The sequence below is a fragment of the Nonomuraea sp. K271 genome (genome assembly GCF_009908215.1).
Classification (GTDB): Bacteria; Actinomycetota; Actinomycetes; order Streptosporangiales; family Streptosporangiaceae; genus Nonomuraea; species Nonomuraea longispora.
The window spans coordinates 1-20,921 of the sequence record NZ_JAAAHR010000168.1 but is presented as its reverse complement, the minus strand read 5'-3'; the positions used below and the strand labels follow the sequence as shown (position 1 = coordinate 20,921).

Sequence of the window (20,921 nt, the reverse complement as noted above, 5' to 3'; positions counted from 1 at the left end):
ACCCCACCCCTACCCGCCCACGATCGGCGGCTCTACCGCGTCTGCGAGGCCATGCACCTGCTCAGCCTCAGCCGCAGCGTTATCTACGAACTCATCCGCTCAGGACGGCTCCGCTCCGTCACCCAGGGGCGTACGCGCCTCATCCCCGCCTCAGCCATAGAGGACTACATCGCTCTACTCGAACAGGAGGCTTCATGACCGAACGACGCAGCCGGGGCGACGGCGGCCTGCACTGGGACGAGAAGCGGCAACGCTGGATCGCCTCGGTGACGGTCGGCTACACCCCGGCCGGCAAGCGCATCGTCAAGAAAGCCAGCGGCAAGACCAAGACCGAAGCCAAGGCCAAGCTGAAAGAGATCATCCGCGACCACGAGGACGGGCTTGCCAGCGGCCCGGCGAACTACACCGTGGCGGACGCCGTGACGAGCTGGCTCGCCTACGGTCTGCATGGTCGCGACCAGAACACGGTCACCAACTACCGGACCCTGTGTGACAAGCACATCATCCCCGACGTGGGCGCGCGTAAGCTCCGCGAGCTGAGCGCCGAGGACGTGGACCGGTGGCTCGTCGGCAAGGCCAGGGTGCTCAGCGCCCGCACGACGCGGCTGCTCCACTCGTGCCTGAATCGTGCGGTGAAGTTCGCCCAGGCCCGCGACAAGGTGAAGCGCAACGTCGTGGGTCTGTGCGAGATCCCGGAGGGCAAGGAAGGCCGTCCGTCCAAGTCCCTCACCCTTGACCAGGCGACAGCGCTCCTCGACGCGGCCGAGGGGACGCGCCTGTACGCCTACGTCGTCCTCTCGCTGCTGATCGGTGCCCGTACGGAGGAGCTGCGGGCGCTCACCTGGAAGGAGGTCGATCTCGTCGGCGACCCGGACAAGGACATCCCGCCATGGATCGCCGTGTGGCGCTCGGTACGCGAGGGAGGCGATACCAAGACCAAGCGCTCACGGCGTTCCCTGGCACTGCCCAAGCGCTGCGTGGAAGCGCTCAAGGCGCACCGCGAGCAGCAGCGGAGCGACAGGAAGGCGGCGGGCGAGAAGTGGCAGGATCACGGGCTCGTCTTCGCTTCCCTCGTCGGCACACCGCTCGACGCCCACAACGTCCGACGCGCGTTCCGGAAGATCGTCAAGAATGCCGGGATGCCTGCCTACTACTGGACGCCCCGGGAGATGCGGCACAGCTTCGTCTCGTTGCTCTCCGACTCCGGCGTCCCCCTGGAGGACATCGCCCGCCTGGTCGGCCACAGCGGGACGGCGGTCACCGAAGCCGTCTACCGCAAGCAGATCCGCCCTGTACTCCTGCAAGGAGCTGCGGCAATGGACGCCCTCTTCGCCCGGTAGTCACTCAGCTAGTCACTCAGCAATGCGAAAGGGTGCCATCCTGATGGATGACACCCTGCTCGACCAGCGTCGATCTGGTCGGGACGACAGGATTTGAACCTGCGACCCCTTGACCCCCAGTCAAGTGCGCTACCAAGCTGCGCTACGTCCCGGTTGTGTCGGCCGCCCCCTGCGGGGTGGGACGTCATAACCTTAGCGCACATCGAAGGTGCACGCGTACACGGAGAGCGGGAGCGGAGGAGGCCGGGTGGGGCGTAAGCCGACCATCGATCGGGGTGAGCTGGCCAGGCTGGTCGCCGAAGGGAAGAGCGTGCAGGAGCTGGCCGCTCACTTCGGGGTCAGCGTTTCCGGGGTGTTGCAGGCCAAGCGGGCCTCCGGGCTGGCCAAGCCGATGCTCGACCACAGCGCCGCCCTCCCGTGGAAGCTGGCCCGGGCGCACGCCCAGTCGGGACCCGCCACGAATCTGCGTAATCTGTCGGCCGCCGCCCAGGGGAAGCCGCCGGCGTCCGACCGGCTGAACACGGCGCTGCGGTGGGCTCAGCGGCTGGTGGACCAGGGGCTGGACGTGCGGTACGACCCTGATGAGGGGTTCAGCGAGGTCCCCGCTCCCCCAGCGGGCTCACATGTCGCAAAAGTGCTGGCCGCGGCGCGGAAGGCGCTCGATACCGGCTGAGGGCAAAAGTTTCGCCAGGGCTCTCCAGGGCAGTCGCTGGTCTCGACAAAGAGACCGGAGGCGAACATCATGACCACCTTCACCTGGGTGGCCGTCGCCATCATCGTGGTGGTGGCGCTCGCCGCACTTGCCTACGTCGTGCAGCAACAGAAGCGCCGTAACCACCTCCGTGATCGTTTCGGCCCCGAGTACGAGCGCACAGTCGCGGAACACGACAACCGCCGCGACGCCGAGCAGGAGCTGCTCGGGCGCGAGCAGCGCCATTCCGAGCTCGACATCCGTCCCCTGCCGGAGGAGTCGCGGGAGACGTACGCCAACCGCTGGACCGAGGTGCAGGAGCGCTTCGTGGACGCGCCCGGCTTCGCGGTGACCGAGGCGGACCAGCTGGTCACCGCGGTCATGGCGGAGCGAGGTTATCCGACCGAGAACTTCGAGCAGCGGCTGTCCGACCTGTCGGTGGGGCATGCCACGACCCTTGACCACTACAGGACGGCTCACGAGATCAGCGGGCGGGCGGCCAAGAAGGCGGCCTCCACCGAGGAGCTCCGGCAGGCCATGGTCCACTACCGGGCCCTGTTCGAGGAGCTGCTGCACGAGACCACGCGAGGACGGTGAGAGTGATGAAAGACAGCCGCGATGAGCTGAAGGTGCCGTCGCAACGCGCTGACGAGGTCCGTGGCGACGACCGTGACGCCGAGCGGGAAGCCGTGCGGGCCCGGCCGGGCGAGCACATCCCAGGCGGACCTGTCGCCGGTGACGACGCGGCGGGCATCGGCCGGCGCCCCGACGAGGAGTACGACACCGCTGTCCCCGGCGCCGTCACGACACCCGAGCCGGATGAGGACGCCGCCTACCGGGACCCGTACGCGACGACCGGTGACGACCTGCCGCCCGAGCCGGAACCCGCCCCGCTGAACGCCGAGGCCGTGCCCGACGAGGTCCCCGCGCACGCGGCCCCCCAGGATGTCATCCTGTTCGACCAGGACCCCGCCCAGGTGCAGGCTCGCTGGCGCGACCTGCAGGCCTCGTTCGTCGACGACCCCGGCGAGGCCGTACGTCGTGCCGACGGTCTGCTCGGCGAGGTGGTGGAGGCGTTCACCAGCAGCCTCACGAGCCGGACGGACACCCTGCGGGATGGCTGGAAGGACGCCGGCGCGCACGACACCGAGCTGCTGCGGCTCGCGCTGCGCGACTACCGCAACGTCCTGGAACACCTGCTCGCCCTGTCCGGTGCCCCCGGTCAGAGCCGTGCCGAGGCGCACGACCCGGGCCACATCCAGGGCCACGTCCAGGGCCACAGCCAGGGGATGAGGTGATCTGACATGCTCGCGATAGTCGCGGCGATCGTCTTCGGGCTGGGCTTACTGCTCGACCTGCTGGGGGTGGACATCCCCGGCGGGGTGTCCGGTATGACGTTCGTCCTGCTGGGGCTGACCCTGCTGGCTCTGCACCAGGCAGGAATCGGCACGGCGAGTGTACGCAGCTACGGCGGCTGGCGTGGCCGCGCCAGGCGTTGACGACCCGTGGTCCACGCGCCGCCGGCAGGGTAAGGCGGCGCGTGGCATCGCGCGTCGCCTCGCGTCGGGTACGGATCGTCCGCCCGCGGCATCGCGTCGCCGCAGGGTACGCGTCGCCTTTCGCCGGATCACGCCTTGCCGGGGAAGCGCATGGTGACGGTGCTGCCGGTGTCGCCGGCGTGCACGGTCAGCTCCGAGGCGAGCAGGCGGGCCACCCAGAGCCCCATGCCGCCCACCGCCCCCGGCAGCGGCCCTGGTTTCCAGGTGCCGTTGTCGTGTACCTCGACGACCAGGTCGCCGCCCGCCGGCCACATGCGCAGGACGGCCTGGTCGCCGCCGTGGGTGACGGCGTTGGTGGCGACCTCGTTGATCGCGATGACGAAGTCTGCGACGCCGTCCTCGGCCATGCCCGCCTCGCGGGCCTCGTCTTCGGCGTACTGCCGGACCCTCGGCAGGTCCGGCAGCCGGAAAAGTAGTCGTTTCACGGGCACACCGGGAGGCGGGCCCGTGTGGCCCGGCTGGGGCTCCACGTCCTCGTTCACCCGGCGACCGCCTGTTCAGCCGACGAGTTCGGCGCGTAGCTGATCGAGGACTTTGCGCAGGATGCGCGACACGTGCATCTGGGAGATCCCGAACTCGGCGGCGATCTCGGCCTGCGTCATGTTGCCGAAGAAGCGCAGCAGCAGGATGTGCTTCTCCCGGGAGGGAAGGGCGTCGATGAGCGGTTTGACGGCCTCTCTGTCTACCATGGTGCTCAGCGTGTCGTCGTCCTCGGGGATGACGTCGCCGAGTGAGGCCGCATCGTCGTCGGTGCCGAGCGGGGCGTCGAGCGACAGGGTGCTGTAGGCGGCGGAGGCGTCGAGCGTGAGCAGGACGTCCTCTTCGGTGATGTTCATCTTCGCTGCCAGCTCCGCCACGGTGGGCGACCTGCCGAGGTCCTGGCTGAGGTCGGCGACGAGCCTGTTGAGCTCGGAGCGGCGTTCCTGGTAGAGGCGGGGCACCCGGATGGCCCAGGTGCGGTCGCGGAAGTGCCGTTTGACCTCACCGGTCATCGTCACGACCGCGTAGCCCCTGAACGCGTGTCCGAGGCTGGGGTCGAATCCGTTGACGGCTTTCATCAGGCCAACATATGCGGCCTGGAGAAGGTCCTCCAGCGGTTCGCCACGATAACGGTATCGCCTGGCGATCTCCATGGCGAGCGGACGGTGCATTTCGACGATGCGTTCGCGCAGCCGCTCGCGGTGGGTGCCGGAGGTGCTTTCCTTGACCATCTCGGCCAGGAGCTCTTCCGCGCTCATCTCCTCGAGGATGTACTCCTGCACAGCCATGGCTGCTCCTCGTCTGGCTCGCAGGCGGGCCTCCCCCGAGCCAGAAAAAGCCCAGGCAGAGGCGCGCCTCGCTCAACTCTCGAGACGGAAGCCCTCTGCTGGACCTCGCCAGAAGTGTCCCCCGAGCCACCGGAAGTATTCCTCCCTCGCGTGGTGACAGTAGGGTTGCTCCGTGACAATGCCGGAAAACGGCGACGGGCCCGTGGCGGCCCTGAGCCTGACGTCGTCGACCGTCGACTCGGTCACCGTGGTGCGGGTCGACGGCGTGCTGGACGCCACGACGCGTGAGCAGTTCGCCGACTACCTGTCGTTGGCGGGCGCCGACCTGATCCTCGACCTGGCCGGAGTGACGTTCATGGACTCGCGTGCGCTCGGCCTGATCGTGCACCACTGGCAGACGAGTCTGGCCTCAGGCACGAAGTTCGCGCTGATCGGGGTGGAATACTCCAAGTCGAGGGTGATGTGGATCACCGGGCTCGCCCAGCGCCTGCCGATCTACGACTCGCTCGACGACGCCCTGGCCGCCATCGGGTGAGCTCAGCCCTTCGACTTGCGCTGGTGCTCCTCGACCAGGAGCCGCGCGAGGTCGGCCACCTTGACCTGGTGGTGCTGGGAGATCCTGCGCAGTTCCTCGAAGGCGGCCTCTGCCGTGCATCCGCTGGTCTGCATGATGATGCCCTTGGCCTGGTCGATCACCGACCGGCCGGCGAGAGCCTCCTGGAGCTGGGCGGCGTCCGTACGCACCTCGTCGAAGTCCGACAGGTTGGCCATGGCCACCCCGAGTTGTTCGGTGAGCATGTCGGAGAGCGAGTGGGCGCCCTGGGGCGAGAAGGCGCCGGGGCGCACCGAGTAGAGGCCGACGACCAGCACGGCGGGCGTCACGTCGATGGGCACGGCCAGCACGGAGCGCACGCCCCAGCGGGTGGCCAGGGCGTCGTAGCGGGGCCAACGGGTCTCGGTGAGCACGTCGGTGACGGTGGCGCGCCCGCCGCTCTGCCGGGCCTCGGTGGACGGCCCCTCCCCCAGTTCGTGCTCGCCTTCGACGAGCATGATGAGCTCGCTGTGGGAGCCGGAGACGAGGACGCGGTTTTCTCGCCAGTGCTCGGCGGAGGCTCCGGAGCAGCCGGGCACTCCTGCGGTGAGCGCGGTCGTCAGGCCGCGCAGCACGCTCTCCGTCGAGGTGTCCTCCCCTAGGCGGCCCAGTGCGGCCAGGTCACGGGCGAGTCCGGGGGTGAGCATCGCGGTGGATTCCATAGCAACAAGCCTCTACCCCTTATGGCTAGCATTATCCCGAGTGGCGTAGCGTCAGACCATGACCATGCCGGACTTCGAACACGCGCTGGACGCGCTGGCAGGGCGCGTCTCATCGTTGCGTGCGGCGAGGGCCGCCTATCCCGCGGATCTCGCGCCCACGCTGGACGCCGCGCTCGCGGAGCTCGACACCGCGGCCGAGCTGCTGGCCGAGGCCAGGGAGCAGTTGCGCAAGTCCCCGAAGCGGGCGGGCGCGAAGAGGGACGGCGGAGCGCAGCGCGAGCTGAAGCTGCTGCGCCAGGTGTTCAGGGCCTTCCCCGTGCCCGTCATCGTGCTCGACGGTGGCGGCGTGGTGCGGCGGATCAACCCGGAGACGTCGCGGATGCTCGGCAGCCCCGACGGCTACCTGGTGGGCCGGTCGTTCCCGCTGCTGGTGGACGTGTCGCGGCGGGCGGCGTTCCGGTCGCACCTGACGTCGGCGCTGCAGACCGGGCAGCCGTCGGCGTTCGAGACTCGGCTGGCGCACCAGGGGCGCACCCACACCGTGCAGCTGGCGATGACCAGGCTGACCATGCCGGGCGAGCCGCAGCAGATGGTGGCGGCGATCGTGCTGCCGATCGAGGTGCAGGTGGCGGAGCCGGGCGCGCGCCGGCCCGAGCAGTCCGACGGCGCGCTGCTGCTGGCGGCGGCCAAGCGGCAGGACCTGCTGGTCAAGATGGCCACGTTGCTGCTCGACGAGGAGGCTCTGCGGCGTCCGGTCGCGCTGCCGCGGGCGACGCGGCTGCTGGCGGCCGAGTGGGCCGACTGGGTGATCGCCGATGTGGTGCGCGACGGTGTGCCGCGCCGTTCGGCCGTGATGGCGCCGAAGGACCAGCCGCTCGGCGAGCTGGCCCGCCAGGTGGAGTCGGCCGATCCGGCGACCAGCCAGGTGGTGCTGCAGGTTCTCGACCGGGGCTCGGGCGTGGTGCACGAGATGGTGGAGGACGAGACGCTGCTCGGCTTCTGCGCCGACGGCCCGGTGCTGACGGCGATGGGCGCTAGCTCGCTGCTGAGCGTGCCGATCGGCTCCGGCGACGGCGTGCTGACGCTGGTGCGTACGAACGGGAGGCAGCCGTTCGCGCTGGCCGACCTGGCCGTCATGCAGGAGGTGGGGCTGCAGCTGGGCCTGGCGGTGCGCGCGCAGAGCAGCTTCCAGAGCCGCTCGCGTGCGGCCGACGCGTTGTCGGCCAGCGTCGCGCCGCGCAACCTGCCCGACATCCCCGGCTACGAGGCGGCGGCCGTCTACCACCCGGGGTCGTCGGTGGGCGCGGAGTTCTACGACGTGTTCCCGGTCGCCGGCGGGTGGGGTTTCGCGCTGGGCGGCGCGGCCGGCAAGGGTGAGGAGGCCGCGTCGGTCACCGCCATGGTGCGGGGCGGCCTGCGGGCGTTGAGCGTCTGGGAGTCCGACCCCGATCTGGTGATGCGGAGGGTCAACGAGGCCCTGGTCGCCCAGGGCTCCGGCCTGTTCGTGATGGCCGTGGCGGGGTTCGTGCAGGGCCGTACGATCCGGTTGTCGTCGGCGGGCCACCATCCGGCGGCGCGGGTCCGCAACGACGGCACCGTACGCTTCGTCGCGGGCGGCGGTGTGCCGCTGGGCATCGCGCGCGAGGCGGAGACGCAGGTCGAGACGTTGACGGTGCCTGTCGGGGAGACGCTGGTGCTCTATTCGGAGGGCCTGGTCTCCTCCAGGAACGCCCGGGGCGAGCCGTACGGCGACGAGCGGCTGGCCGATGTGCTCGGCCGCTGCGCGGGCCAGTCGCCGTCCACCGTGGTCAAGGCGGTGGAGGCGGACCGGCACGCGTTCTCCGAGGGCCAGGTGTGGGACGAGATCGTGGTTTTCGCGCTCCGAGGTGTCTGATCTGTAGGGGTTTGCGTTCTCGCGAAACCTGGGTATGGTCAGGTTCAGAACGACGTGCCTAAGACGCAGGCACACCTTTGTAGCTTTTTCACGCTGGGGTGTGCCATGAATATCGCGATCGTCGCTTCGTCCAACGGAAACCAGCGCCACCGCATCCTGTCGGTCGCACGTGAGCTGGGGCGCGAACACCACGTCACGATCTATTCCCGCCGTGACAACGCCGAGGGCAAGCCCAGGACGCGGGTGGCCCCGGGAGTCACGCTGGAGCACATCGACGTGGGCCCGCCCCGCGGTCTTTCCGCCAATGACGTGGTTCCCTACCTCAACGACGTCGGCGCGCAACTGATGAAGCGCTGGCACCAGGACAGGCCCGACATCATCCACGCCCATTCGTGGACCAGCGGCCTGGCCGCCGTGGCGGGCGCCAAGGGGCTCGACGTGCCGGTCACGCAGACGTTCCACACGGTCGACACCGCGCACCAGAAGCTGGAGCGGGCGCTGGGCCGCCGGGCCAACGCGGTCATCGCGGGCTCGGGCGACGAGGAGTCGGCGCTGATCCGCCTCGGAGTGCCGCGCCACAACATCGCCATCGTCCCCTACGGCGTCGACACCGAACGTTTCCAGCGCCGCGGCGCGATCGCCACGAAGGGCTCGCGCAAGCGCCTCCTGCACGTCGGCCCCCTGTCGATCGAGCGGGGCGCGCACACCATCGTGCGGGCGCTGCAGGGACTCGGCGACGTCGAATTGGTCATCGCCGGCGGCCCCGGCCCCGACGAGCTGGACGACGACCAGGACGCGCGGAGCCTGCGGACTCTGGCCGAGCAGCTCGGCGTGGGCGACCGGGTGACCCTGCTCGGCCAGGTGAAGCGGACCTCCGTACCGAAGCTGATGCGCAGCGCGGACGCCGTGGTGTCGGTGCCGCGCGAGGCCGTCACGGGGATCGTCGCCCTGGAGGCGATGGCCTGCGGCGTGCCGGTGATCGCCTCCGCCGTCGGCGCGCATTTGGACTCCATCGTGGACGGCGTCACCGGCCTGCTGGTGCCGCCGGACCAGCCGGCGCGCACCGCGCGCCTGGCGCGCGAGCTGCTGTGGGACCCGACGTTGCGGACCGCGCTCGGCTACGCGGGCGCCGACCGGGCGCGCTCGCGCTACTCCTGGGAGCGGGTCAGCCAGGAGCTCGTACGCGTCTACGAGGCTGCCTGCGCCTGACGTTCCCCATCCCATCCGATGCTCCGGCAGGCGGCGTGAGCCGCCTGCCGGCACCATGTCGGAAGCATGATGTCCCGACGCGCGCAGTCATGTGACGAAACTGACTGATGTGACAGAAGGGGTGTTATCGGAGTGAGATCTTTGCTTCGATGGAGCGCATGTCCAAACGCAGTCCGATCTTGACGGCCGCGGCGCTGGCATGCGTCGCCGCCCTCCCCCAGACCGCGCAGGCACAGACGACGGGCTGGGGCGACCCGGTCCTCGTGGAGAACTTCAACGGCTCGTCGATCAACACCAAGAAGTGGATGATCTACCACTCCCCCCAGGCCGAGCGGAACCCCCGTACCGGCAAGGCCGCGTCCGTCTCGGACGGCGTGCTGCGCCTCAAAGGCGGCATGTACGGCGGCAAGGACCTGTCGGGCGGCGTGGCCACCCGGCTCGCGCAGGAGTACGGCCGGTGGGAGGTCAGGTTCAAGGCCGAGGCGGGCACCGGGTACACGCCGGTGGCGCTGCTGTGGCCGACGCGGCAGAGCGAGGGGAACGGCTACGCCGAGGTCGACTTCGCCGAGATCGTCGACCCGAAGCGGCAGGGCGGCGGCATCTTCGTGCACGACGGGCACAGCCGGGCGCGCAAGACGCTCAAGGCCGACTTCACCACGTGGCACACGGTGGCGGTCGACTGGCTGCCCGGCCGGCTGACGGTCTGGCTGGACGGCGAGAGGTACTGGGACTACCGCGGCCCGCACGTGCCCAGCGGCCGCCGCATGGGCCTGGCCCTGCAGAACGACGTGGTGTGCGAGCCCCGCTGCCGCGACTCCTCCACGCCCCGCACCGTCTCGATGTACGTCGACTGGGTGAAGGTCTACCGGGCGTCCTGACCGCGCAGCCTGGCGGCCTTGAGACCGAGGTGCACGGCCAGGCGGTCGTCGCCGTCCGACAGGTCCTTGTGGACGAGGCGCTCGGCCTTGCCCAGCCGGTAGTAGAGCGTCTGGCGGTGGATGCCGAGCTCGGCGGCGGTCTTCTGGGCGTGGCCGCCGCGGTCGAGGTAGACCTCGACCGTGTGGGCCAGCTCGCCTTCGAGCCCGGCGGTCTCGGCCGCCAGCTCGCGCAGGTCGGACGGGCCGAGGCGGGCCAGCAGGCGGTGCACGCCGAGGTCCTCCCACCGGGCGAGCGGCGCGTGGCGGGGGAAGTGCTCGGCGATGCGCAGGGCGTGGCGGGCCTCGCGCCAGCTCAGCCAGGCGTCGGCAGGGTCGCCGCGCGTGCCGCCGATGCCGGCCGCGGTGCCGTACGCGCTCTGGAGGGTCTGGGCGACCTCGGCCGCCAGATGTGCGGGGGCGAGCAGGGCGACCGGTGAGCCGGCGCGGGCGAGCACGCCGCGCGGCAGCGTCCAGAGGGCGGCCACGCGCTCGTGCGACTCGCGTACGGCGACGGCCGCGACCGGGCCGGGAACCTCGATGGCGGCCGCGGCGCGCTCCTCGGGGTCGGGCGACAGCAGGCCGCGCAACCCGCGCCCGAGATCCTGCCGGCTCCTGGCCTCTTGGGCGAGCGCGGCGGCCGCCCTGGCGACGAGCGGCGCGACGGCGTGCAGGGTCGTGTCGTCCAGCTCGCCCGAGTCGAGCAGCCACAGGTAGCCGTAGGTGACCTCGCGGTGGCGCAGCGGCCAGCAGACCCTGGCCAGGACGTGCAGCTCGGCGTCGGCAGGGATCCGGACCGGGCCCTCGGCCCTGGCGATGCCGTAGCGCTCGAAGTAGTCGCGCACCTCCCCCGTAGCGCGCCTGCGCAGGATCGACTCCTGGCGGACCGTGTCGATGGCGCCGTGCTGCGCGCCGTAGGCCAGCAGCCGGAACGAGCGGTCCTCCAGCGTCGCGGACGCCCCCAGCCGGGCGGCGATCTCGTCGACGATCTCTTGCAGGTCTGCCGAGTTGTGCATGTGTATGACAGCCTGCCACATCCGGCGTTACGCGCGTCGATGGCCCCCTTTGAGCTGGGGTTTTTACACTGGAGACATGCTGGGTCAACTGCTGCTCTCCGCCTCGGGGAGCCGTGTCGTGCGCCGCGCCGTGTCGGGCTTCCCGCTCACCAGGAAGGTGGTCGACAGGTTCGTCGCCGGGGAGAGCGTCGAGGAGGCCCGCGACACGGTCGAACGCCTGCGCGACACCGGGCTCGCCGTGACCGTCGACCATCTCGGCGAGGAGACGCGCGACGCGCGGGCCGCGGCCGCCACCACGGACGCCTACGTCACGCTGCTGCGCGCGATCAGGCCGCTGGAGCTCGGCTCCAGGGGCGAGGTGTCGGTGAAGTTGTCGGCGCTCGGCCAGCGGATCGACGAGGCCATGGCGCTGGAGCACGCCCGCGAGATCTGCGTCGCCGCCGCGGTCGCCGGCTCGGCCGTGACACTCGACATGGAGGACCACACCACCGTCGACTCGACCCTGGCCGTCCTGCGCAAGCTGCGCGAGGACCATCCTTCGACGGGCGTGGCGATCCAGGCCTACCTGTTCCGCAGCGAACAGGACTGCCGCGACCTGTCCTCGGAGGGCTCCCGGGTACGCCTGGTCAAGGGCGCCTACCGTGAGCCCGCCTCGGTCGCCCACCAGGGGCGGACCGCCGTGGACAAGGCGTACGTACGATGCCTGCGCGTCCTCATGGCGGGGAAGGGTTACCCCATGGTGGCGACGCACGACGATCGCATGATCGCGATCACGGAACTGCTCGCCGACCGGTTCGGGCGGACGATCGGCGACCACGAGTTCCAGATGCTCTACGGGATCAGGAACGACCTGCAGGAGGCCCTGGCGGGGGCCGGCCACACGGTCCGCGTCTACGTTCCCTACGGCGACGACTGGTACGGCTATTTCATGCGCCGTCTCGCGGAGCGCCCGGCCAACGTCGCCTTCTTCCTTCGTGCCCTTGGGGGTAGGTAAGTGGCTCCTCCGCTCCAGGAAGGGAGTGGCTTTTCGTCCCGCTCGTTCGGGAGAAGCCCTGACCGATGCCCGGAAGCACAAGCTCAATCTCACCTGGAGGTGGCGACAGTGTCTGAGACCCTGCCACTGCACGCTCGGGCCTTGGAGGCCTTCCCGCTCGCGGTCACCTCATCGCCCGAAGACGACGTTCGCATCAGGAGGCTGTGATGGATGCCATCAGTAACGTGCCGGAACCCGCCAACGAGCGGGTGTACGGCTACGCGCCCGGCAGCGCCGAGCGGACCACGCTGGAAGACCGCATCAAGGAACTGGCCGGGTCGCAGACCGACCTGACCATGACCATCGGAGGCGAGCAGCGCCTCGGCGGCGGCGCCCCCATCGACGTGGTGCAGCCGCACAACCACGCCCACGTCCTGGGCCGTACCAACGAAGCTACGGTCCAGGACGTGCGGGACGCCGTCGACAGCGCGCTGCGGGCGGCGCCCGCCTGGCAGGCGCTGCCGTTCGACGAGCGGGCCGCGATCTTCCTGAAGGCCGCCGACCTGCTGGCGGGGGCGTGGCGGGCCACCATCAACGGGGCGACCGTTCTGGGCCAGTCGAAGTCGGTGCAGCAGGCGGAGATCGACGCCGCCTGCGAGCTGATCGACTTCCTGCGGTTCAACGTGCACTACGCGCGTCAGCTCTACGCCCAGCAGCCGAACTCGTCGCCCGGTGTGTGGAACCGGATGGAGTACCGTCCGCTCGAAGGGTTCGTGCTGGCGATCACTCCGTTCAACTTCACCGCCATCGCCGGGAACCTGCCGACCTCGGCCGCGCTGATGGGCAACGTCGTCGTCTGGAAGCCGTCGCCGACGCAGCAGCTCGCCGCGCACTTCACGATGCGGGTGCTGGAGGCCGCCGGGCTCCCGCCGGGCGTGATCAACCTCGTCACCGGCAACGGGCAGGCCGTCTCCGAGGTGGCGCTCGCGCACCCGGCGCTGGCGGGCATCCACTTCACCGGCTCGACCGGGACGTTCCAGCACCTGTGGCGCACGGTCGGGGCCAACATCGCCTCCTACCACGGCTATCCGCGCGTCGTCGGCGAGACCGGCGGCAAGGACTTCGTGCTCGCCCACCCGTCGGCCGACCCCGAGGTGCTGTCGACGGCGCTGATCAGGGGCGCCTTCGAGTATCAGGGGCAGAAGTGCTCGGCCGCCTCGCGGGCGTACGTGCCGCGTTCGATCTGGAACCGGATGCGCGACGACTTCGTCTCCGTGGCCGAGTCACTGACCGTGGGCGACGTGGCGGGCGACCTGTCGACGTTCATGGGCGCGGTCATCGACGGGCGGGCCTTCGCCAAGAACAAGGAGGCCATCGACCGGGCGCGGTCGTCCTCGGCCATCGACGTGCTCACCGGCTCGTACGACGACTCGGTCGGCTACTTCGTGAAGCCGACCGTCATGGAGTGCGCCGACCCGGCTGACGAGATCTTCTTCAAGGAGTATTTCGGGCCGATCCTCGGCGTCCACGTCTACGACGACGGCGACTTCGACACGGTGCTCGACCAGATGGAGGGCATCGCCCCGTACGCGCTGACCGGGGCGGTCATCGCGCAGGACCGCTACGTCATCAAGGCGGCCACCGACCGGCTGCGCTTCGCGGCGGGCAACTTCTACATCAACGACAAGCCGACCGGCTCCGTCGTCGGCCAGCAGCCGTTCGGCGGCGCCCGCGCCTCGGGCACCAACGACAAGGCGGGCTCGATCTTCAACCTGATCCGCTGGGTGAACGCCCGTGTGATCAAGGAGAGCTTCGTCGCGCCGACCGACCACCGTTACCCGCACATGGGCTGACCGCCCCCGAACGCCCCCGGACACCGCGTGTGCCGGGGGCGTTCGGCGTACCGGATGGCGTGATCTGCAATAGATGCGTCGTTGACGCCATCATCGCGCGCCACCAGCATGAAGGCATGCAGCGACGTGTCCTGGTGGTCGTCTTCCCCGGCTTCCAGTTGCTCGACATGGCCGGGCCCGCCGACGTGTTCGGCACCGCCGCCCTGGTCACGTCCGGCGGCTACCGGGTCGAGGTGGCGGCCGTGGGCGGGGGCGCCGTCCCGGCCGGCAACGGGGTCACCGTCATGACCGCGCCGCTCGGGGAGGTCGAGGGGCCGGTCGACACGCTGCTGGTGGCGGGCGGGTGGTCCGTGCAGGAGCAGATCGCGGAGGGTGAGCTGGTCCCGGAGGTCGCCCGGCTGGCCGGCTCCGCGCGGCGGGTCGCCTCCGTCTGCAACGGCGCGTTCGTCCTGGCCGAGGCCGGGCTGCTGGACCGCCGGCGGGCCACCACGCACTGGCTCGTCGCGGACGCGCTCGCGGCTCGCTACGGGCACGTCGAGGTGGACCCCGACCCGCTCTACATCGAGGACGGCCACGTCTGGACGTCCGCGGGCGTCCTGTCCGGCGTGGACCTCGCGCTGGCGCTGCTGGCCAGGGACCACGGCCACGCGCTCGCCCGCGACGTCGCCCGCGGGCTCGTGGTCTATCTGCACCGGCCGGGCGGGCAGAGCCAGTTCAGCACGCCGATGCGGGCCATGACTCCGCGCAGCGAGCCGATCAGGGAGCTGCAGTCCTACATCGACGCCAACCCCGCGGCCGACCTCAGCGTGGCCGCGCTCGCCGCGCGCGCGGGCATGAGCGAGCGCCACTTCTCACGGGTCTTCACCGAGCAGACGGGCCTGTCGCCCGGCCGGTACGTCGAACGCAGCCGGGCCGACGCCGCCAGGCGGCTCCTGGAGGTCACCGGCCACCCGCTGGCCACGGTCGCCAGGGAGTCGGGGCTCGGGACGCCGGAGACGCTCTACCGCGTCTTCCGCCGCCACTGGCGGATCTCACCCGGCGACCACCGTCGCCGGTTCCAGTCGAAGGAGAGTTGACCATGCAGGTGGCCATCCCGCTCTACCCCCGCTACACCGCGCTGGACGCCGTGGGCCCCTACACCGTGCTGGCCTTCGCGCCGGGGTGGACGGTCACGTTCGTCGCCGAGGAGGCCGGCCCCGTCACCGACGACCAGGGCACGCTCACGCTGACCGCCACGGCCTCCTACGCCGACATGCCGCGGCCCGACGTGATCGTCGTGCCCGGCGGCCTCGGCACCCTGGATGCCTTGTCGGACACCGCGCTGACGGGCTGGATCCGGCAGGCGCACGAGCACACCACGTGGACGACCTCGGTGTGCAGCGGCTCGCTCCTCCTGGGCGCCGCGGGGCTGCTGAAAGGGGTGAAGGCGACCACGCACTGGGCCCTCCTCGACCTCCTCAAGGAGGGGGGCGCCGTGGCGGTCAGCCAGCGCGTGGTCAAGGAAGGCAAGATCTGGACCGCCGCCGGCGTGTCCGCCGGCATCGACATGGCGCTGACGCTGCTGGCACAGGCCACGGACGAGGAGACCGCGCAGAGCGTGCAGCTCGCGATCGAGTACGACCCGCAGCCGCCCTTCACGGCCGGGTCCCCGGACAAGGCGCCGGAGGGGACGGCCGAGCGCGCACTCCGCCTCCTCATCTGACGGGCTCGCCGCGCTGGCGGCCTCATCCGGCTGTGCGCCCCGGGGTGTGCGAAGCCGACGGGTGTGCGGCGGCGAGCGGGGGTGGTGCGGCGCGCTGTGTCGGATCGAATTTCTGGGCCTGTGACCAGCGCAGCCGCACATTCCGACATATCCAGAGCACGTTAGGCACCCTAAGTCCTGTGCTGAGGTGACATGATTATCCCCGAGCTTGAGGGGATGGTATGCGGGAGATCGGCGGACGGTACCTCCTGAACGAGGAGGCCGGTCGTGGGGGTATGGGCGTCGTCTGGCGCGCGTTCGATCAGCTCCTCCACCGTACGGTGGCGCTTAAAGAGCTGACCTTGGCCGGCGAGGCCGAGATGGTGCGCCGCCGGGTGCTGCGCGAGGCCAGGATGGCTGCCGGGCTGACGCACCCCAACATCGTCACGGTGCACGACCTGATCGAGGAGGGCGGCAAGCTCTGGATCGTGATGGAATATCTCGACGGGCTGTCGTTGCACCAGCTGCTCTCCCAGGTGGGCACGCTGCCCGCGCAGTCGGTGGCGGCCATCGGCCAGCACCTGCTCGCCGCGTTGCGCACCGCCCACCAGGCTGGCGTGCTGCACCGCGACGTCAAGCCGGCCAACGTGATGCTGACCGGTGACCGGGTGGTGCTGACCGACTTCGGCATAGCGACCGCCGAGGGCGACATCCGCATGACGACGTCGCGCAGGCTGCGCGGCACGCCCGCGTTCATGGCGCCCGAGCGGCTGCACGGGGGGCCGGCCAGCAAGGAGGCCGACATGTGGTCCTTCGGCGCGACCCTCTACAGCGCCGTCGAGGGCCAGCCTCCCTACCCGGGGCAGGACGCCGCGACGGTGCTCGGCATGGCCCGCAGCGGGCCCTATCCGCCCCCGCGCCGGGCGGGCGTGATGCGCCCGCTGATCGAGGGGCTGCTCCACCACGATCCCGTGCGACGCTACACCCCGGAGCAGACGGCGGGTTTATTGGCGGGGATGCGCGCGAGCGCGTACCAGGCGGCCATCTGACGCCCCCGCACCGAGCATCGGGCGGGGGTCACGCGCGTCGGCGGTCATTCCTGCTTGGCGCGGGCCTCCGCCTCGGCCGCGTCCATGGCCGCCGCCTCCTCCGGGGTCGGCGCGGTGCCGCCGAGATGGGCAGGCTGCCACCACACGCCCTGCGGCACGTCCGGATAGGTGCGTTGCGCCCGGTCGACCAGCTCCGACAACCGCGTGTGCAGGTCGATCACGTGGTCGTTGACGTTCTCGCCGCGCTTGGGGTGCATCGGCTCGCCCACCAGGATGGTGAGCGGCACGTGCCGCTGCAGGAGCTTCTTCGGCCGGCCCTTGGTCCACAACCGCTGGCTGCCCCACAGCGCCACGGGGATCACCGGCACGTTGGTCGCCTGGGCCATCCGGATCGCGCCGTTCTTGATCTCTTTGACGGTGAACGACCGGCTGATGGTGGCCTCCGCGAAGACGCCCACGACCTCGCCGGCCTTGAGCGTCCGCAGCGCCGTCGCGTACGAGCCCGCGCCCGCCCCCCGGTCGACCGGGATGTGGTGCATGCCCCGCATCAGCGGGCCGGAGATCCGGTGGTCGAAGACGTCCTGCTTGGCCATGAAGCGCACCAGCCGCTTCGACGGCAGCGCGGCGAACCCGGCGAAGATGAAGTCGAGGTAGCTGATGTGGTTGCTCACCAGCACCGCTCCACCCGTCCGCGGCACGTGCTCGGTGCCTTCCGTGTGGAATCGGATGTCGAGCACGCGAAAGAGGGTCCGCGCGGCGGCGATCACCGGCGGGTACACGATCTCAGCCATGAGCAGAAGGTAGCTGTTCAGGCGGGCATCACGGTAGTCGGGGCGGAGCTCGCCGGCGGCGTGGTGAGGCTTGCGGGGTCGTGAAAGCGGGCAGAGGTACAAACCATGAAGAAGCTGTTGAATACGGCAGACTCCGTGGTTGAGGACGCGCTGAAGGGCATGGCCGCGGCCCATCCCACGCTGCGGATCCGCGACCGGGTGGTCTACCGGGCCGACGGCCCGCGCCAGGGCAAGGTCGGCCTGGTGTCGGGCGGCGGCTCAGGACACGAACCGCTGCATGCCGGTTTCGTCGGGTACGGCATGCTCGACGCGGCCTGCCCAGGCGAGATCTTCACCTCGCCGGTGCCCGACCAGATCATCGAGGCGACCAAGGCCGTGGACGGCGGCGCCGGCGTGCTGCACATCGTCAAGAACTACACCGGCGACGTGCTCAACTTCGAGATGGCCGCCGAGCTGGCCGAGGACGTCGAAGTGGCGAGCGCGCTGGTCGACGACGACGTGGCCGTACAGGACTCCCTCTACACCGCGGGCCGCCGGGGCACCGGCGCGACCCTGTTCGTCGAGAAGATCGCGGGGGCGCTGGCCGAGGAGGGCGCGCCGCTGGCCGACGTGGCCGACGTGGCGCGCGCGGTGAACGAGCGCAGCAGGTCGTTCGGCATCGCGCTGACCTCGTGCACGACGCCGCACGCGGGCAAGCCGACGTTCGACCTGCCGGAGACGGACGTCGAGCTCGGCATCGGCATCCACGGCGAGCCCGGCAGGGCCAGGGTGCCGATGGCGCCGGCGCGCGAGCTGGCGGCCACCGCCATGGACGCGGTCCACGGCGACCTGCCGCTGCAGGGCGACCTGCTCGTCATGGTGAACGGCATGGGCGGCACGCCCCTCATGGAGCTGTACGTCGTGTTCGCGGAGGTGGCGGCGTACGTCAAGGGCAAGGGGGCGCGGGTGTCGCGGTCGCTGGTCGGCAACTACGTGACGAGCCTCGACATGCAGGGCTTCTCCGTCACCGTCTGCCGCCTCGACGACACGCTGACCCGCCTGTGGGACGCCCCCGTCGATACGCCCGGCCTGCGATGGTGACGTCTGTTGAAGGGAGGGAGCGCGGGCTGCCCGCGGGGCCGAGGCCGGGCGGGCACCGCGCGGAACCTATGGACACCGACATGTTCGTGGCCTGGTTCGAGGAGGCCGCCCGGCTCGTGCACCGCGACCGCGAGCGCCTCACCCGGCTCGACGCGGCGATCGGCGACGCCGACCACGGCACCAACCTCGACCGCGGGCTCACGGAAGTGCGCAAGGCGCTCACCGAATGGCCGCCCGAGTCGCCGGTGCAGGTGCTGACCTCGGCGGGCACGGCGCTGATCCGCCGCGTCGGCGGCGCTTCCGGGCCGCTGTACGGGTCGGTGTTCCGGCAGATGGGCAAGGTGCTGGAGTCGCCGGTGACGCTGGCCGGGTTCTCGGCCGCGTTCGAGGAGGGCGTCGTGGCGGTCGAGCGGCTGGGCAAGGCCGCGCCGGGTGACAAGACCATGGTGGACGCGCTGGCACCGGCCTCGCGCGCCCTGGCGCTCGCCGTACGCGACGGGGTGGGGGTGGGTGAGGCGTTCGAGCAGGCGGCTCGGGCGGCCGCCGAAGGGGCCGAGGCCACGATCCCGATGCAGGCGCGCAAGGGCCGTGCCAGCTACCTGGGTGAGCGGAGCATCGGGCACGAGGATCCGGGGGCGGCGTCGGCGGCGCTGTTCATGGCGGCCCTGGCCGCTGTCGCACCGTGACCGGATCCACGGGCGCGGCCAGCTCCGGGGACGCGGGTGGTGCCACGTCCGGGTGGTCGTGGGTGGGCGGAGCCGGGAAGGGGGCGTGATGGTGGGGCTGGTGCTCGTCTCGCACAGTGCCGGGCTGGCGGCGGAGGCCGTGGCGCTGGCCAAGGGGATCGCGGGCGCGCAGGTGCCCGTGGCGGCCGCCGGTGGCACGGAGGACGGCGGTCTCGGCACGAGCGTGGACCTCGTCGAGGAGGCCGTACGCGCCGTCGATCAGGGCGACGGGGTGGTGCTCATCCCCGACCTGGGCAGCTCGGTGCTGACCGCCCGCCTGCTGGAGGAGGACGGCCGGATCGTGGTGGCGGACGTGCCGTTCGTGGAGGGCGCGATCGCGGCGGCGGTGGCGGCCGGCGCGGACGCGCCCCTGGCCGACGTGCTCGCCTCGGCCGAGGAGTCCCGTACGTTCCGCAAGCTCTGATCCGCGCTCCCGGCCCCCGGCGGTCAGTGGGATCTGAAGGCGCCTTCGAGCCACCAGGAGGCGTGCCCGCGGGTGACCTTGGCGTGCACCAGCAGCGGCCGTTCCCGGGGGCCGTCGAGCCAGGTGGCCACGCCCTGCAGGCCGGCCGGCTCGGTGACCGTGACGGCGTCGAGCCCGTGTCCCCTGGCGATGGCGGCGAAGTCGACCGGCGGGAAGGTGACGGTGCCGAGCGGGTGTCCGTGGGGGCCGAAGTGGTGCACCTCGGCGCCGTACGCCTCGTCGTCGTAGACCACGATCACCATGGGCAGGCCGAGCCGGACGACGGTTTCGAGGTCGGCGAGGCCCATGAGGGCGCCGCCGTCGCCGAGCGCCGCCACCGGCAGCCGGTCGGGCCGCGCCACGGCGGCGCCGATCGCGGTCGCGAGGCCCAGCCCGATCGACTGGAACGCCTGGGTGAAGCAGAACCCGAACTCGTCAGGGACATCCATCAGCATCGAGGGATATCCCATGAAATTTCCGGAATCGGGAGCGACGATCCGCTCGTGCGGCAGCAGGTCGTCCAGCCCGATGGTCAGCGTCCTCGGGTCGATCCGACCGCCCCCGCTCTCGTCGTCGTACGGGACGTCCCGCCACCGCCGCTTGGCCCGGATGCGCCGCGCGATCCCGGCCGAGCGGTAACCGGCGGCCTCACCGACGCGGGCGGTCACGGACCTCGCCACGGCGGCCACGTCGCCGGCCACGCCGAGGTCGGCGTGCGCGTACGCAGTGAAGACGCCCGGGTCGAGGTCGACCTTCACCACCTTCGTGCCCGGCGAGATGAGTTCGCCGTGGCCGGTGGTCCACATGTTGAGCGCGCATCCCCATCCGACGACGAGGTCGGCGCCTCTGATCAGCTCGGCGGCGAGCGGGGTGGCGAAACCGCCGCTCACGTCGAGGTCCCAGGGGCTGCCGCGGAACAGGCCCTTCGCCACCGCGGAGGTCGCGAGCAGCGCGCCCACCCGGCCGGCCAACTCCTCCAGTTCGCCGCGCGCGTGCCTGGCGCCGCGCCCCGCGATGAACACCGGCCGCCGGGCCCGGCCCAGCAGCCGGGCCAGCTCCTCGGACGCCTCACCGCCTGCCGCGCCCGCTCCCTTGCCGGCGGGCGCGGAGGCGGGCGCGGAGGCGGGCGCGGAGGCGGGCGCGGTGGGGCCGGTCGAGGGG

The 20,921-nt window shown here is 71.1% G+C and carries 24 protein-coding genes and 1 tRNA gene; 18 read left to right on the top strand and 7 right to left on the bottom strand.

Going from position 1 to position 20,921, the window contains the following annotated elements:
- A partial coding sequence (locus GUY59_RS38335; RefSeq protein WP_236667901.1) for a helix-turn-helix domain-containing protein occupies positions 1 to 198 on the top strand: 198 nt, incomplete at its 5' end.
- Positions 195 to 1,340 carry a tyrosine-type recombinase/integrase gene (locus GUY59_RS38330; RefSeq protein WP_138206683.1) on the top strand — a complete coding sequence of 382 codons (1,146 nt, stop codon included), beginning with the start codon at positions 195 to 197 and terminating at the stop codon, positions 1,338 to 1,340. The genes GUY59_RS38335 and GUY59_RS38330, both read left to right, overlap by 4 nt.
- A gap of 75 nt (positions 1,341 to 1,415) precedes the next feature.
- Here the strand turns inward: GUY59_RS38330 and GUY59_RS38325 are convergent.
- A tRNA-Pro gene (locus GUY59_RS38325) sits at positions 1,416 to 1,492 on the bottom strand.
- 95 nt (positions 1,493 to 1,587) lie between these two features.
- Here GUY59_RS38325 and GUY59_RS38320 point away from each other — a divergent pair.
- The 4 genes from GUY59_RS38320 (at position 1,588) to GUY59_RS38305 (ending at position 3,530) form a co-directional block, all read left to right on the top strand.
- The gene (locus tag GUY59_RS38320; protein WP_138206681.1) at positions 1,588 to 2,013 is read left to right on the top strand and encodes a hypothetical protein; all 426 of its coding nucleotides are present in this window, start codon (positions 1,588 to 1,590) and stop codon (positions 2,011 to 2,013) included.
- A 69-nt stretch (positions 2,014 to 2,082) separates the two neighbouring features.
- Positions 2,083 to 2,628, top strand: a complete 546-nt coding sequence (locus GUY59_RS38315) for a hypothetical protein (protein WP_132338495.1) — start codon at positions 2,083 to 2,085, stop codon at positions 2,626 to 2,628.
- Between the two features lie 5 nt (positions 2,629 to 2,633).
- Entirely contained in the window at positions 2,634 to 3,329 is a 696-nt protein-coding gene (locus tag GUY59_RS38310) for a hypothetical protein (protein ID WP_138206679.1), read from the top strand.
- 6 nt (positions 3,330 to 3,335) lie between these two features.
- The gene (locus GUY59_RS38305) at positions 3,336 to 3,530 is read left to right on the top strand and encodes a hypothetical protein (RefSeq protein WP_138206677.1); all 195 of its coding nucleotides are present in this window, start codon (positions 3,336 to 3,338) and stop codon (positions 3,528 to 3,530) included.
- Positions 3,531 to 3,658: 128 nt separating this feature from the next.
- Here the strand turns inward: GUY59_RS38305 and GUY59_RS38300 are convergent, their stop codons facing one another.
- Together GUY59_RS38300 and GUY59_RS38295 are read right to left on the bottom strand one after the other, a co-directional pair.
- Positions 3,659 to 4,015: an ATP-binding protein gene (locus GUY59_RS38300; protein ID WP_246064414.1), complete on the bottom strand. Its 357-nt coding sequence runs from the start codon at positions 4,013 to 4,015 to the stop codon at positions 3,659 to 3,661.
- 72 nt (positions 4,016 to 4,087) lie between these two features.
- A complete protein-coding gene (locus GUY59_RS38295; RefSeq protein ID WP_132338503.1) occupies positions 4,088 to 4,858 on the bottom strand; it encodes a SigB/SigF/SigG family RNA polymerase sigma factor in 771 nt (256 codons plus the stop codon).
- A gap of 178 nt (positions 4,859 to 5,036) precedes the next feature.
- On the opposite strand from GUY59_RS38295, the gene GUY59_RS38290 reads away from it, so the two are divergent.
- Positions 5,037 to 5,393 carry an STAS domain-containing protein gene (locus GUY59_RS38290; RefSeq protein ID WP_132338533.1) on the top strand — a complete coding sequence of 119 codons (357 nt, stop codon included), beginning with the start codon at positions 5,037 to 5,039 and terminating at the stop codon, positions 5,391 to 5,393.
- Positions 5,394 to 5,395: 2 nt separating this feature from the next.
- Here GUY59_RS38290 and GUY59_RS38285 read toward each other — a convergent pair whose 3' ends face one another.
- Positions 5,396 to 6,112 (bottom strand): ANTAR domain-containing response regulator, encoded by a 717-nt coding sequence (locus GUY59_RS38285; protein WP_132338505.1) that lies wholly within the window; start codon positions 6,110 to 6,112, stop codon positions 5,396 to 5,398.
- A 58-nt stretch (positions 6,113 to 6,170) separates the two neighbouring features.
- On the opposite strand from GUY59_RS38285, the gene GUY59_RS38280 reads away from it, so the two are divergent.
- The 3 genes from GUY59_RS38280 (at position 6,171) to GUY59_RS38270 (ending at position 10,093) form a co-directional block, all read left to right on the top strand.
- Positions 6,171 to 8,006, top strand: a complete 1,836-nt coding sequence (locus tag GUY59_RS38280) for a SpoIIE family protein phosphatase (RefSeq protein ID WP_236667900.1) — start codon at positions 6,171 to 6,173, stop codon at positions 8,004 to 8,006.
- Positions 8,007 to 8,111: 105 nt separating this feature from the next.
- Positions 8,112 to 9,215, top strand: a complete 1,104-nt coding sequence (locus GUY59_RS38275) for a glycosyltransferase (RefSeq protein WP_138206675.1) — start codon at positions 8,112 to 8,114, stop codon at positions 9,213 to 9,215.
- Between the two features lie 158 nt (positions 9,216 to 9,373).
- Positions 9,374 to 10,093: a glycoside hydrolase family 16 protein gene (locus GUY59_RS38270; protein WP_161714911.1), complete on the top strand. Its 720-nt coding sequence runs from the start codon at positions 9,374 to 9,376 to the stop codon at positions 10,091 to 10,093.
- Here GUY59_RS38270 and GUY59_RS38265 read toward each other — a convergent pair.
- Positions 10,078 to 11,145, bottom strand: a complete 1,068-nt coding sequence (locus GUY59_RS38265) for a PucR family transcriptional regulator (RefSeq protein ID WP_138206671.1) — start codon at positions 11,143 to 11,145, stop codon at positions 10,078 to 10,080. The two genes, GUY59_RS38270 and GUY59_RS38265, sit on opposite strands and share 16 nt — an antisense overlap.
- A 76-nt stretch (positions 11,146 to 11,221) precedes the next feature.
- On the opposite strand from GUY59_RS38265, the gene GUY59_RS38260 reads away from it, so the two are divergent.
- The 5 genes from GUY59_RS38260 to GUY59_RS38240 all read left to right on the top strand — a co-directional run bounded on the left by GUY59_RS38260 (position 11,222) and on the right by GUY59_RS38240 (position 16,701).
- Positions 11,222 to 12,139 carry a proline dehydrogenase family protein gene (locus tag GUY59_RS38260; protein ID WP_138206669.1) on the top strand — a complete coding sequence of 306 codons (918 nt, stop codon included), beginning with the start codon at positions 11,222 to 11,224 and terminating at the stop codon, positions 12,137 to 12,139.
- A gap of 206 nt (positions 12,140 to 12,345) precedes the next feature.
- The gene (pruA, locus tag GUY59_RS38255; RefSeq protein WP_138206667.1) at positions 12,346 to 13,971 is read left to right on the top strand and encodes an L-glutamate gamma-semialdehyde dehydrogenase; all 1,626 of its coding nucleotides are present in this window, start codon (positions 12,346 to 12,348) and stop codon (positions 13,969 to 13,971) included.
- A gap of 116 nt (positions 13,972 to 14,087) precedes the next feature.
- Positions 14,088 to 15,047 (top strand): GlxA family transcriptional regulator, encoded by a 960-nt coding sequence (locus tag GUY59_RS38250; protein WP_138206665.1) that lies wholly within the window; start codon positions 14,088 to 14,090, stop codon positions 15,045 to 15,047.
- Positions 15,048 to 15,049: 2 nt separating this feature from the next.
- Positions 15,050 to 15,673, top strand: a complete 624-nt coding sequence (locus GUY59_RS38245; protein WP_138206663.1) for a DJ-1/PfpI family protein — start codon at positions 15,050 to 15,052, stop codon at positions 15,671 to 15,673.
- Positions 15,674 to 15,894: 221 nt separating this feature from the next.
- Entirely contained in the window at positions 15,895 to 16,701 is an 807-nt protein-coding gene (locus GUY59_RS38240) for a serine/threonine-protein kinase (protein WP_132338522.1), read from the top strand.
- A 44-nt stretch (positions 16,702 to 16,745) separates the two neighbouring features.
- Here GUY59_RS38240 and GUY59_RS38235 read toward each other — a convergent pair whose 3' ends face one another.
- On the bottom strand, positions 16,746 to 17,492 hold the full coding sequence (locus GUY59_RS38235) for a lysophospholipid acyltransferase family protein (protein ID WP_138206661.1): 747 nt from the start codon (positions 17,490 to 17,492) through the stop codon (positions 16,746 to 16,748).
- A gap of 105 nt (positions 17,493 to 17,597) precedes the next feature.
- Here GUY59_RS38235 and dhaK point away from each other — a divergent pair, with 105 nt between their 5' ends.
- The 3 genes from dhaK (at position 17,598) to dhaM (ending at position 19,721) form a co-directional block, all read left to right on the top strand.
- Positions 17,598 to 18,572, top strand: a complete 975-nt coding sequence (gene dhaK / locus GUY59_RS38230) for a dihydroxyacetone kinase subunit DhaK (RefSeq protein ID WP_138206659.1) — start codon at positions 17,598 to 17,600, stop codon at positions 18,570 to 18,572.
- A gap of 80 nt (positions 18,573 to 18,652) precedes the next feature.
- Complete coding sequence (gene dhaL, locus GUY59_RS38225) at positions 18,653 to 19,258, top strand: dihydroxyacetone kinase subunit DhaL (RefSeq protein WP_236667899.1); 606 nt, start codon at positions 18,653 to 18,655, stop codon at positions 19,256 to 19,258.
- Between the two features lie 88 nt (positions 19,259 to 19,346).
- Positions 19,347 to 19,721 carry a dihydroxyacetone kinase phosphoryl donor subunit DhaM gene (dhaM, locus tag GUY59_RS38220; RefSeq protein WP_132338529.1) on the top strand — a complete coding sequence of 125 codons (375 nt, stop codon included), beginning with the start codon at positions 19,347 to 19,349 and terminating at the stop codon, positions 19,719 to 19,721.
- Between the two features lie 23 nt (positions 19,722 to 19,744).
- Here the strand turns inward: dhaM and GUY59_RS38215 are convergent.
- The coding region (locus GUY59_RS38215) for a thiamine pyrophosphate-binding protein (RefSeq protein ID WP_161714909.1) at positions 19,745 to 20,921 on the bottom strand (1,177 nt) is incomplete at its 5' end.